This is a genomic window from Colwellia chukchiensis (assembly GCF_002104455.1).
In the GTDB taxonomy this organism is placed as follows: Bacteria; Pseudomonadota; Gammaproteobacteria; order Enterobacterales; family Alteromonadaceae; genus Cognaticolwellia; species Cognaticolwellia chukchiensis.
On record NZ_NBOC01000002.1, the window covers coordinates 345,064 to 357,754 of the forward strand.

12 protein-coding genes are annotated in these 12,691 nt (G+C 42.0%); 10 read left to right on the forward strand and 2 right to left on the reverse strand.

Going from position 1 to position 12,691, the window contains the following annotated elements; genetic code table 11:
- The 10 genes from B6K83_RS05010 (at position 1) to B6K83_RS05060 (ending at position 10,274) form a co-directional block, all read left to right on the forward strand.
- Positions 1 to 1,203 carry an NADH:ubiquinone reductase (Na(+)-transporting) subunit B gene (locus tag B6K83_RS05010; RefSeq protein WP_085283862.1) on the forward strand — a complete coding sequence of 401 codons (1,203 nt, stop codon included), beginning with the start codon at positions 1 to 3 and terminating at the stop codon, positions 1,201 to 1,203.
- On the forward strand, positions 1,196 to 1,966 hold the full coding sequence (locus B6K83_RS05015) for a Na(+)-translocating NADH-quinone reductase subunit C (RefSeq protein ID WP_085283863.1): 771 nt from the start codon (positions 1,196 to 1,198) through the stop codon (positions 1,964 to 1,966). Before B6K83_RS05010 ends, B6K83_RS05015 begins: the two co-directional genes overlap by 8 nt.
- Positions 1,966 to 2,589, forward strand: coding sequence for an NADH:ubiquinone reductase (Na(+)-transporting) subunit D (locus B6K83_RS05020; RefSeq protein WP_085283864.1), 624 nt, complete (start codon positions 1,966 to 1,968; stop codon positions 2,587 to 2,589). The genes B6K83_RS05015 and B6K83_RS05020 overlap by 1 nt, the downstream gene beginning before the upstream one ends.
- A gap of 6 nt (positions 2,590 to 2,595) precedes the next feature.
- A complete protein-coding gene (gene nqrE, locus B6K83_RS05025; protein WP_085283865.1) occupies positions 2,596 to 3,219 on the forward strand; it encodes an NADH:ubiquinone reductase (Na(+)-transporting) subunit E in 624 nt (207 codons plus the stop codon).
- Between the two features lie 81 nt (positions 3,220 to 3,300).
- A complete protein-coding gene (nqrF, locus tag B6K83_RS05030) occupies positions 3,301 to 4,527 on the forward strand; it encodes an NADH:ubiquinone reductase (Na(+)-transporting) subunit F (protein WP_085283866.1) in 1,227 nt (408 codons plus the stop codon).
- Positions 4,528 to 4,767: 240 nt separating this feature from the next.
- On the forward strand, positions 4,768 to 5,781 hold the full coding sequence (locus tag B6K83_RS05035) for an FAD:protein FMN transferase (protein WP_085283867.1): 1,014 nt from the start codon (positions 4,768 to 4,770) through the stop codon (positions 5,779 to 5,781).
- Between the two features lie 49 nt (positions 5,782 to 5,830).
- Positions 5,831 to 6,052: a (Na+)-NQR maturation NqrM gene (gene nqrM / locus B6K83_RS05040; protein ID WP_085283868.1), complete on the forward strand. Its 222-nt coding sequence runs from the start codon at positions 5,831 to 5,833 to the stop codon at positions 6,050 to 6,052.
- A 430-nt stretch (positions 6,053 to 6,482) separates the two neighbouring features.
- Complete coding sequence (gene nhaD, locus B6K83_RS05050) at positions 6,483 to 7,904, forward strand: sodium:proton antiporter NhaD (protein ID WP_085283870.1); 1,422 nt, start codon at positions 6,483 to 6,485, stop codon at positions 7,902 to 7,904.
- Positions 7,905 to 8,160: 256 nt separating this feature from the next.
- On the forward strand, positions 8,161 to 9,219 hold the full coding sequence (gene dinB, locus B6K83_RS05055) for a DNA polymerase IV (RefSeq protein ID WP_198951659.1): 1,059 nt from the start codon (positions 8,161 to 8,163) through the stop codon (positions 9,217 to 9,219).
- A 206-nt stretch (positions 9,220 to 9,425) separates the two neighbouring features.
- Positions 9,426 to 10,274 carry an MBL fold metallo-hydrolase gene (locus tag B6K83_RS05060; protein ID WP_085283872.1) on the forward strand — a complete coding sequence of 283 codons (849 nt, stop codon included), beginning with the start codon at positions 9,426 to 9,428 and terminating at the stop codon, positions 10,272 to 10,274.
- Positions 10,275 to 10,286: 12 nt separating this feature from the next.
- On the opposite strand, the gene B6K83_RS05065 is transcribed toward B6K83_RS05060, so the two are convergent.
- Positions 10,287 to 11,153, reverse strand: a complete 867-nt coding sequence (locus tag B6K83_RS05065; protein WP_085283873.1) for a LysR family transcriptional regulator — start codon at positions 11,151 to 11,153, stop codon at positions 10,287 to 10,289.
- 87 nt (positions 11,154 to 11,240) lie between these two features.
- Positions 11,241 to 12,503 carry a RidA family protein gene (locus B6K83_RS05070; RefSeq protein ID WP_085283919.1) on the reverse strand — a complete coding sequence of 421 codons (1,263 nt, stop codon included), beginning with the start codon at positions 12,501 to 12,503 and terminating at the stop codon, positions 11,241 to 11,243.
- Positions 12,504 to 12,691: the final 188 nt, after the last annotated feature.

A 12,691-nucleotide genomic window follows, 5' to 3' on the forward strand; every position in this document is an offset into this window, starting at 1 on the left:
ATGGGCTTGAAAAAGTTTATTGAAGATATCGAACCGCAATTTGAAAAAGGCGGTAAATACGAAACTTGGTATGCGCTTTATGAAGCCATTGCCACAGGTTTGTTTACTCCAGGTCATGTCAGTAAAGGTCGTACGCACGTTCGTGATAGTATCGACTTAAAACGTATTATGATCACTGTCTGGCTAGCCGTATTTCCGGCCATGTTCTGGGGCATGTACAACATAGGTTTTCAAGCGACCGAAGCCTTAGCCGCGGGTTATGCTTTACCTGATACTTGGCAAGTAGGTTTATTTGAAGTTTTAGGCGGTAGCTTGTCTACTGAATCTGGTTGGTTCAGTATGATGTTTTATGGCGCTGTGTTTTTCCTACCTATTTATGCCACTGTCTTTATCGTTGGTGGCTTCTGGGAAGTGTTGTTTGCCACTGTGCGTAAACACGAAGTTAATGAAGGTTTCTTTGTTAGCTCGATCCTATTTGCCTTGATCCTACCAGCGACAATTCCCTTATGGCAGGCCGCTATTGGTATTACCTTTGGTGTTGTTATTGCGAAAGAAATATTTGGTGGTACAGGTAAAAACTTCTTGAACCCAGCGTTAGCGGGCCGTGCGTTTTTATTCTTTGCTTACCCGGGTGAAATATCTGGCGATGCGGTTTGGGTTGCTGCAGATGGTTTCTCAGGCGCAACAGCCTTAAGTGCTGCTAACCAAGGTATGATTGAATATAGCATCAATGCTGACTGGTGGAATGCGTTTTGGGGTTATATTCCTGGCTCGGTTGGTGAAGTATCGACAGCAATGATTTTACTTGGTGGTGCTTATATCCTTTATAAAGGTATCGCTTCATGGCGCATCGTACTGGGTGTGTTTGGCGGTATGGTAGTTACAGCAATGCTATTTAACGCTATTGGTAGTGATACGAATGCCTTGTTTGCGATGCCATGGTACTGGCACTTAGTAACCGGTGGTTTTGCCTTTGGTATGATGTTTATGGCCACTGACCCAGTGTCGGCGTCATTTACTAATACTGGTAAGTACTGGTTTGGTGCCTTAGTTGGTATCATGGTGGTACTGGTTCGTGTGGTTAACCCAGCGTTCCCAGAAGGTATGATGTTAGCTATCTTGTTTGCTAACCTATTTGCCCCGCTTTTCGACTACTTTGTCGTGCAAAAGAATATCAAACGGAGGCTTGCTCGCAATGTCTAGTAATAAAGAAACGTTTGGCAAAACGATTGGTTTTGTTTTTGTTGTTTGTTTAGTTTGTGCCGCGTTAGTGTCAATTTCGGCTGTTAGTTTAAAGCCGTTACAAACCGCAAACAAATTGCTTGATAAGCAAACTAAAATTCTTGAAACTGCGGGTCTTTTAGAAGCCGCAGGTAAAGATATTGTTGGTACTTACAACCAGCGCGTTGAAGCGAAAATGATTGATTTAGCAAGCGGTAAGTATGTTGAAGGTGATGTGAATATGTTTGAAGAGCGTGCTGATGCGCGTGACCCAGCAAAAAGCACTAAGCCTGAAAATGACATTGCTGGTTTAAATCGCCGTGCTGATAACGCTGTAGTTTACTTTGTCAAAGATGAACAAGGTAAAGTAGAAACTATAGTATTACCTATTGTTGGTGCTGGCCTATGGAACCTAATGTATGGCTTTGTTGGTCTAGAAGCGGATTTAAATACCGTAAAAAGCGTAATTTACTCTGAGCACAGTGAAACTCCTGGTCTTGGTGCCGAAGTGCTTAACCCTAAGTGGAAAGCATTATGGCCAGGTAAAAAAATGTTTGACGAGCAAAACAATGTAGCCATTAAAATTGTTAAAGGCGGCGCTAAAGCGGGCGATGTGCACGGTGTAGACGGCTTGTCTGGTGCCACATTAACCAGTAACGGTGTTGAAAACACATTGCGCTTTTGGTTGGGTGAAGAAGGCTATGGCCCGTTTATTACTAACTATCGCGCTGGAGGACTGAACTAATGTCGACAGATACTAAAAAGGTTTTATTTGGGCCGGTCATTGATAACAACCCAATCGCATTACAAGTGCTTGGTGTTTGTTCTGCGCTAGCGGTTACAAGTTCGTTACAGAATGCCTTGGTTATGACGGTTGCGGTAATGTTAGTAACAGGTTTTTCAAACTTGTTTATTTCACTGATCCGTAATCAAATACCATCGAGTGTGCGTATTATCGTGCAAATGGCGATTATTGCATCTTTGGTAATTGTCGTTGACCAAGTGCTAAAAGCATTTTCTTACCAATTATCGAAAGAGTTATCGGTCTTTATCGGACTGATCATCACTAACTGTATTGTTATGGGACGCGCTGAAGCTTTTGCCATGAAAGAAAAGCCAGGTGTGAGCTTCTTAGATGGTATTGGTAACGGTATGGGCTACGGCGCTGTATTGATTGTTGTGGCATTTTTCCGTGAACTATTTGGTTTTGGTACTCTATTTGGATTTGAAGTGTTTTCTTTGATTCAAAATGGCGGTTGGTACCAAGGTAATGGCTTGTTAGTTTTACCATTTAGCTCATTCTTCATTATCGGTTTAATTATCTGGGCAATTCGCCAGTACAAACCTGAACAAGTTGAGAAGGACTAAGCTGTCATGGAACATTATTTAAGTTTATTTATTAAAACTATCTTTATTGAGAACTTAGCATTAACTTTCTTCCTTGGTATGTGTACTTTCTTAGCGGTTTCTAAGAAAGTGAGCACGGCGATTGGCCTAGGTGTTGCCGTTGTGGTGGTACTTGGTATTGCGGTTCCTGTTAACCAAATCATTTATCAAGCGATTTTGGCACCCGGTGCATTAGACGGTTTGATGGGGGTAACTGACCCAGCGAAATCCATCGACTTAAGTTTCTTGTCATTCATTACCTTTATTGGTGTGATTGCAGCACTAGTACAAATACTTGAAATGGTGTTAGATAAATACTTCCCGGCTTTATATCAAGCACTGGGTATTTTCTTACCGCTAATCACAGTTAACTGTGCCATTTTCGGTGGTGTTTCATTTATGGTGGCAAAAAACTTAACCTTAGGCGAAAGTGTTGTTTACGGCATTGGCTCAGGTGTGGGTTGGATGTTAGCTATTGTACTGATGGCGGGTCTGCGCGAGAAAATGAAATACTCAGATGTACCTGATGGCCTGAAAGGTTTAGGTATTACGTTTATTACTGCAGGATTGATGGCCTTTGGCTTTCTTTCTTTCGGTGGTATTTCACTTTAGGTTAATGTCGGTTTTAGTTAGCTTGGCCATTTAGGTTACTTTGCTAGCTAAAACCCTTAGAAAAGATTAAAGGAAAAGTCGATGGAAATTATTATTCTCGGCGTATCGATGTTTACCGTGATAGTACTTGCCTTGGTAATGGTGATTTTATTCGCTAAATCTAAGCTAGTGTCTTCAGGTGACGTTACGATTAACATTAACGGCGATCCAGAAAAAGCCGTTACAACAGCTGCCGGTGGTAAGCTTTTAGGTGCACTAGCAGACCAAGGTATTTTCGTACCTTCGGCCTGTGGTGGTGGTGGTACCTGTGGCCAATGTCGCGTTGAAGTGCATTCTGGTGGTGGTGATATTTTACCTACAGAATTAGGCCATATTACTAAGCGTGAAGCCCGAGAAGGTTGTCGTTTAGCTTGTCAGGTGGCGGTTAAGCAAGATATGGATATTGAACTTGAAGATGAAATCTTCGGTGTTCAACAGTGGGAATGTGAAGTTATCTCTAACGATAACAAAGCAACCTTTATTAAAGAGCTTAAATTAAAAATACCTAATGGCGAGTCAGTACCGTTTCGCGCCGGTGGATATATTCAAATTGAAGCCCCTGCTCATCATGTAAAATATAAAGATTTTGATATTGATGAACAGTACCGCGGTGACTGGGAACATTTTGGCTTTTTTGATGTTGAATCAAAAGTTGATACTGACACCTTGCGTGCATATTCAATGGCAAACTACCCAGAAGAAGAAGGCATTATTATGCTAAACGTGCGTATCGCTACGCCGCCTCCTGGTCGTTTACATTTGCCAGCAGGTAAAATGTCATCTTATATTTTCAGCTTAAAGCCGGGTGATAAAGTCACTATTTCAGGCCCATTTGGTGAGTTCTTCGCGAAAGATACGGATAATGAAATGGTCTTTATCGGTGGTGGCGCAGGTATGGCGCCAATGCGCTCGCATATCTTTGACCAACTTAAGCGTCTTAAGTCTAAGCGTAAAATGTCGTTCTGGTATGGCGCACGCTCTAAGCGTGAAATGTTCTACGAAGATGATTACAACGGTCTTGCGGCTGAAAATGACAACTTCGAGTGGCATGTTGCCTTGTCTGATCCACAACCTGAAGATAACTGGGACGGATTAACTGGCTTTATTCATAATGTCTTGCACGAGCAATACTTAAAAGACCATGAAGCGCCAGAAGACTGTGAATACTACATGTGTGGTCCACCAATGATGAACGCCGCTGTGATTCATATGTTGAAAGACCTAGGTGTAGAAGATGAAAACATTATGTTGGATGATTTTGGCGGCTAATTATTACTCCGCTTACTCACTTTGCTAGTTCAGGTTATAGCAAAGCGAATCAACACTAGCCTAGCGCTAGGGTTGAGCAAGGCGGTCAGTTAGTCAACCGTAAGCGTTAAAGTATGGTTGTTCAACAATTGAAATTAAAGGCGACCTAGGTCGCCTTTTTCCTTGACAGTTTAGCAGATTATTTTGCTAAACCACTTTCCTTAAAGTGGCTTAGTTAAGTAATTATTTCGGAATTGAGTGATGTTAAAAATAAACGTAATTATACTCTGGGTGACGCTAATACTATTAGCGGGATGCTTCCCAAGTAATGATCTTGGCCGTAAAGAGTACTTACTCCAAGGCAATACCATGGGCACGACTTATAATATTAAGCTCGTGGCTGACAATATTGATGCTGAAAAATTGCAACAAGGCATTGATGCTGCACTATTAGAGCTAAATCAGCAGATGTCGACTTATATTGCTGACTCCGAACTATCAAAGTTTAATCACGCGACTTCGCTTGAACCTATTAAAGTCTCTACGGGCTTAGCACGAGTACTGAAAGAAGCGATCCGTCTTGGTCGACTCAGTAATGGCGCTTTAGATGTCACGGTTGGACCATTAGTTAATTTATGGGGTTTTGGCCCAGAATTTCGCCCAGAAACCATCCCAAGCCAAGAATTATTAAAGCGCACCAAAGCCGGCGTCGGCTTAGATAAGTTAGTTTTTGAAAACGGCATGTTAGCGAAAACGGTTCCGGATCTTTATGTTGATTTATCAACCATTGCTAAAGGTTATGGGGTTGACTTGGTTGCCGAGTATATTGAAGCGAATGGCATCAATGACTATTTGGTGGAAATTGGCGGCGAAATGCGCTTAAAAGGTTTTAAACATACCGGTGAGCTGTGGCATGTTGCCATTGAAAAGCCAATCACGAATGAGCGTTTAGTACATCAAATTATCGTACCAAAAGATAATGCGGTGGCAACCTCGGGTGATTATCGCATCTACTTTCAAGTTGCTGGGCAGCGCTTTTCTCATATCATTGATCCTGCTACAGGTAAGCCCATTAATCATAAATTAGTTTCGGTAACCGTGATACATCCATCGTCCATGACCGCAGATGGCTTATCAACCGCGATGATGGTGATGGGAGAGGAAAAGGCACTGGCTTTTGCAAAGGCGAACGATCTGGCGGCGTATTTTATTGTTAAAACCGATGATGGCTTTGTTGAGCAAAGCACGGTAAAATTCATGCAATACCTTAAATAGGGTGTTGTGCGTTAATCATTCAATTGGAATAATTCAGTAAGTAAATATTATGGCCATATTTTTTATCACGTTAGGTTTTTTTCTCGTTATTGTTATGGCAATGGCGGTAGGTTATATTTTTCAAAAGAAATCACTTGCCGGCAGCTGTGGTGGTTTAGCGAGTGTAGGCATTGAAAAAGCCTGCAATTGCGATAATCCTTGTGAAAAGCGTCAAGAACGTGAACGCCAAGCGGCCTTAGCGGCGGGTGATATTAATGTTAAAAACATTTAATAACAATAAAAATATCGTGAGCAAAGTTTGCTAATAATAGCTTGGATATGCACGCAAAAAGTAAATGAATAACGGCTTGATGTAGGTGTTTGTTTTTCACAACATTTGATATCAACAAGCGCTCGTTATCTGAGAGCTGCTGTTCGTGCTGCGCTATATAGCAATGGCGATAAATCATTATTTATATGATGATTTATCGCAAAAAAAATCAAAAAAAATATAAGTAAAAATTCCTCCTCTGCCTTTATAATAATGCTTCCTTGTTAGTTCGCTATTGACCATCAACATAGTCGTTTTTTAGCTTAAGGTTGCAGTTAATTACGCCAACTAACGTAATGATTACTCCTAACTAAAGCAATACACAATTTTATAATTGTTAGTTACCAGTAATAGCTAGAACATTATTTCGTTCTTTAGGTACTTATTACTTATGTTGAAAAAAATTCCACTACTGTTGATGCTTTCTTTTCTTTCTACGACTGCTTGGGCTGCAGGTCCTGGTAGTATCGATTTAACCCATTCCGTTATGGGCTTTACCGCACTGATTATTTTCTCAATCGCCTACGTTTTGGTAATTGGTGAAGATGTGATTCATTTACGAAAATCAAAACCTGTGTTGGTGGCGGCTGGTATTATTTGGTTGTTGATTGGCTGGATATATACACAACATGGTATCCCAATAGAGGCAGAGCATGCCTTTAATCATAATTTATTAGAGTACGCGCAATTGCTGTTATTTTTGCTCGTCGCCATGACCTATATCAATGCGATGGAAGAGCGTGGCATTTTTGATAGCCTGCGATTATGGATGGTATCGAAAGGGCTAAGCCTGCGCGTGTTATTCTGGTTAACTGGCATACTGGCGTTTGCCATATCGTCATTTGCGAATAACTTAACCACTGCCATGTTGATGTGTGCCATTGTTTTAAAAGTGGCGGCAAGCGATAAAAAGTTTATTAATATCGCCTGTATTAATATTGTCGTTGCCTCAAATGCGGGCGGCGTTTTTAGTCCTTTTGGCGATATCACAACCTTAATGATTTGGCAGTCAGGGATAGTCCAGTTTGAACAGTTTATTGTACTGTTTATTCCTTCGCTGGTTAATTTTCTTGTGCCTGCCGTTATCATGAGCTTTTTTATTTCAAATGTTAAATCAACGCCGGTTGTTAATGAAGGCTTTAAAGTTAAGCGCGGCGCAAAACGTATTGTTGTCTTGTTTATTTTAACCATAGCTACGGCGGTCTTGTGCCACAGTGTGGTGAATATGCCGCCGGTGCTAGGTATGATGATGGGCTTAGGTTATTTAAAGTTTTTAGGCTTTTATTTACGCATCAGTTTGCCGCGTTCATTAGATAAAAAACGCACCAAAGCACAGGCAATAAATGATCAAGAAGCACTAAAAGCGCTTGGCAACATTATTCCTTTTGATATTTTCGACAAAATTGCTCGTGCCGAGTGGGACACCTTGTTGTTTTTTTATGGTGTGGTGATGTGTGTTGGCGGTTTGGGCTTTATGGGCTATTTAAGCTTAGTGTCAGAGGCGCTATACAGCAACTGGAGCCCAACCTACGCCAATATTGCGGTTGGCGTATTATCTGCCATAGTGGATAACATTCCTGTAGTGTTTGCGGTATTGAGCATGAACCCAGCCATGGATTTGCAGCAATGGTTATTGGTCACCATGACCGCTGGTGTCGGCGGCAGCTTGTTGTCGGTAGGGTCAGCGTCAGGTGTGGCATTAATGGGGCAGACTAAAGGCGTTTATTCATTTATGGGCCATTTAAAATGGAGTTGGGTGATAGCACTAGGCTATGCGGCAAGTATAGCCGTGCACTTTCTAATTAATGGCTAAGCTTACTGTGCGCTCAGGGCATCACTTTCTTGAGCGCAGCCTCTACTACTAACCGCGCAGCGTTTAATAACGGTGTAGAGAGTTCTGTTCGCTAGGCAGAGCTCGACTACGCGCTAGCTTTATTGGCAATTTGTTACTCAGACAAGCCTTACTATCAGCTAGATTCAAGCAAAGAGCGGCAGAAGATTATCATTGAAAATCCGTTAAATTAGCTGTATTTTTAAACAGTGTTTTGGCTGTGATGTCGAGTACTAAATTGAGAAAAATAATTCATGTTGATATGGACGCATTTTATGTGTCTGTTGAAATTAGAGATAACCCAGAGTTGGCTGATAAACCCGTTGCGGTTGGTGGTAGCCGAGGCGCTCGCGGGGTTTTATCAACTTGCAATTATATTGCTAGAGCTTATGGTGTCAGTAGTGCTATGCCGACTGCATTAGCGTTAAAAAAATGCCCGCATTTAGTTTTACTACCCGCGCGCATGCAAGTGTATCGGTCGGTAAGCTCTGAGATAAGAAAAATTTTTCAATGCTACACTGATCTTATTGAGCCATTGAGCTTAGATGAAGCCTATTTAGATGTCACTGACTGTAAAATGTTTGCCGGCTCTGCAACTCTCATCGCAAAAGATATTTGCCGCCGCATATTTCAAGAGTTAAAGCTAACCGCCTCGGCAGGGGTGTCATCATTAAAGTTTCTAGCTAAAATCGCCTCAGATTTAAATAAACCCAATGGTATTTATGTCATCGCTCCTGATCAGATCGACAACTTTATTGATACTATGGCGTTAAAGAAAATTCCTGGCGTTGGTAAAGTCACTAATGAAAAGCTAATAAAAGATAACTTCCGACTTGGCCAAGATATTAAAAACTCTTCTCAAGCGTATTTAATATCGAGATACGGTAAGCTAGGGGCACTACTCTGGCAGCGCTGTCACGGAGTTGATGAACGCACTGTGGTAACCAACCGAGTACGAAAATCGGTTGGCGTTGAAAGGACATTTGCGCAAGATATTGATCAGCTTTCAACTCTTATGGAGGTATTACAGCATATATTATTGCCAGAGTTAAAGCGGCGAGCCCAGCAGCACCTTCAGCACAAAGGCATAGCAAGGATTGGCGTCAAGGTTAAGTTTTCAGATTTTCAACAAACCACCAAAGATTATGCTATCGCTGAGTTGAACATTAAAATATTACAACAATTACTCAGCATTGCAGTGGCGCGAGGACAGGGGAAATCGGTAAGGTTGCTAGGTTTGCACCTTGGTTTAACAACAGCACAAAATAATGCTGAGCAAGTCGCGTTTGCTTGGTAAGGCATTTTTAAGCAAGACTAGCATCTTTATAAGTGGGGTTACTGCGTGACAGTGCTTATGCCGAAACAATATTGTTTATTGCCATATTGTCGCTATGCTTAAGTACAGTGACAAGACTATTGAATGTTACATAATTTATCTAGGCTAAGAGCTAAATAGAATGTTGCAAAGTGTTTAGCTGCTGCCGAATATATTACGAGGAAACTATGCTGAAAAAAGCCCAAGTGTTGTTGCTCTTATTATTAAGTGCGTCAACGAGCGCTGCCAATATGGCAGATGCAGTGATCACAGTGCAGCCTGCAGCCAATAATGTCTATATGCTACAAGGGCCCGGTGGCAATATTGGTGTGTTAGCTACCGAGCAAGGCTTAATCTTAATTGATGACAAATTTGCTCCGTTAGCGGAAAAAATAGCGGCTGCAATGAAAAGCATCGAAGATAAGCCGGTTAAATACGTCATCAATACCCACTATCATGGCGACCATACGGGGGGAAATAGCTACTTTGGCGCGCATGCACCTATTTTTGCTCATGAAAATGTTCGCCAGCGTTTAAGTCAACCAAGTGAGCATCAAGCTTCGAGCTTACCTGTTGTAACCTATCAAGAGGGGCTGACAATATATCTTGCTCAAGAAGAAGTGCAGTTAAAACACTTACCGCAAGGGCATACTGACGGCGATACTTATGTATACTTTAAAACAGCCAATGTATTACATACCGGTGATTTGTTTTTTCAAGTTGGCTTTCCTTACGTTGATCTCAACAGTGGTGGTAGTGTCAGTGGCTATTTAGCGAATGTATTACAGATGTTAGACAGTGTGCCTGATGATGTGGTTATTATTCCCGGGCATGGCCGACTGAGCACTAAAGCGGACTTACAAGCGTTTGCCACTATGATTGCCTTTAGTATTGATAAAGTCAAAGTGGCACTTGCCGCAGGGATGTCAGAGCAGGATATTATTGCTCAAGGTATCGGCGAGCAGTATCAACACTTGTCGTGGGCATTTATTAGTGAAGAAAAGTGGCTAAAAACGCTGATTGCGGATTTGCGCTAGCTCTGACTCATGCTAAATCAATTGCTCAGTTAGATAATCAACTAGCAGTCTTATTTTTGGTGATAAATGCCGGTTTTGTGGATAGACGGCCCAAATTCCCTCATCTGGCACTCGATAATTATCTAGTAAAGAAACTAAAGCGCCGCTACTTAAATAATCTTGTACATAATAATCAGGTAGTTGCACTATACCTAAACCTTTTAAAGCTGCATCGACTAAGCCAAGCCCATTGTTATAGCGTAGCCTGCCAGAGACGCGCAGGTTTTTTTCTTTTTTTGCCCCCTGAAAGTGCCAAAAGTCTAAGGTACCTAATAGACAGCTATGGCTACTGAGTTCAGACAATGAATGTGGACTACCATGTTTAGCTAAATAAGCGGGTGAAGCACAAAGGTAGTTTGTGCGTGTACTGAGCTTTTTAGCCATCATAGTTGAATCGTTTAACTTACCCAGACGAATGGCTAAATCATAGCCTCCCTCGACTAAATCTATTTGTTGGTTGCTAAGGTAGGCGTTCACCTCTATTTCGTTATATTGCTGCATAAAGTTATTGACTAAAGGTAATATTTGCTGCTCTCCGTAGGTCACGGGAGCAGTCAGTTTAATTTTACCTTGTGGCTTGGATTGTAAGTTAGTGATAGCTCGCTCGGCGGCATCTAAACCGTCAAGTACACTGCGACAATGTTGATAAAAAACACGGCCTTCTTCGGTTAAAGATACTTTGCGTGTGGTTCGATAGAATAGTTTTATATTCAGGCGCTTTTCCAAAGCACTAATTTGGCGGCTTACTTGCGCGGTTGAGATTGCCATTTTTTTTGACGCGAGGGTAAAGCTCTCGTTTTCGGCGACATAAACAAACTCGCTAATACCTTCCCATTGCATAATTGTTACCAGTAATAATAAATAGCAGTATAAATTAACACAGTATAGCGGTATTGGAAATAATATTGCGCGCTATCAGCGCTGTTTTTAACCAGGGGGCGTGCCCTCGGCATTTGCAACAACGGCATCCATTTGTACCTGCGCACCTAGTGCAATTTCGGCAACCGCAAAGGTGGTGATTGCCGGTAACTCATGGCTAAAAAAGCTGGGGCAAATTTCGTTTATGGCTGCCAAGTCTGTAATGTTTTGCAGCTGAATATTTAATTTAACGATATCGTCCATTTCGTGGTCAATGCTTTCGATTATTGCCTTGAGCTGACTTAAGCATTGTTTTGCTTGTGCTTGCGTATCGCCTGTTACCAACTGAGCTGCTTTTGCATCTAGGGGAAGCTGTGCTGAAATATGATTGTAATGAGAAAAGGCAACACTTTGAGTTGATAATGAGCACTGAGCTGCTTTGTCGGTATTATGTGCTCGGATCACTATGTTGTGTCTGTCTTCAACCGCTTGCGGAGGTGTACCATCGCCATGAGCCACTACAGCGTCAATTTGCACTAATGCGCCCATAGGTAAGGCTGACGCTATGGTAATCGTTCGCGCTGGTAGATAGTTTAGTGTTCTGGCAATAGCCGAGTCTGGAAAAAAAGTGCGATAGACTTGATTGACGGCGTCAATATCTGAGGCCTTAGTCAGCACTATGTTAATTTTTACAATGTCATCAAACGGCACCTCGATATTGGTTAAAATAGCGTGGATATTTTTTAAACATTGCTCCGCTTGCGCGCTAACATCGCCGGCGATGAGTTGGCCTGTTTTAGCATCTATTGGTAATTGTGCAGACAGGTTATTGTAATGAGAAAAAGCGACCGATTGTGTTGATACTGAGCTTTGCGGGGCGCTTGTGGTATTGCGGTCGAGCTTTATTAACGCACTGGGTTCTTGCGGCGGTGTACCTTCACCATTTGAGATCACGGCATCTATTTGTATTAGCGCACCGTCGAGGGGTAATGCGGCCACTGCAATTGCGCTACGCGTTGGTAGGTAGTTGGAAAAGAAAGTTTGATAAACTTTATCTACGGCCTCGAGATCTGCGATGTTTTGTAAAAAAATATTCACTTTCACAACATCATCCATACTATGGTCGATATTGGCAACGATCGCTTTAAGGTTGCTTAGGCACTGCTTAGTTTGTGCGCTAATATCACCTGCCACAAGCTTATTGGTATTAGGGTCAAGCGGCAGTTGCGCTGAAATATTATTGTAATGGGAAAATGCTACCGACTGCGTTGCGACAGCGCTTTTGGGGGCATGGTCTGTATTTCTTGATACTTTTATGATCTTGGCAGTCATTTTTGCTCGCTCCACGTTGCAGCCATTACATGCGGCTTTATCGCCACGCACAATTCAGACGCAAGGTTATGTCATTAAAAAATAGTTAAGGAATTCTAATCGCGGCTGATCAAACGGCAGTCGATAACCCGCGATTAGTCGATAAAGATTGAATTTAACTGGCTAGCGTTACTCTTGTTAGTAACATG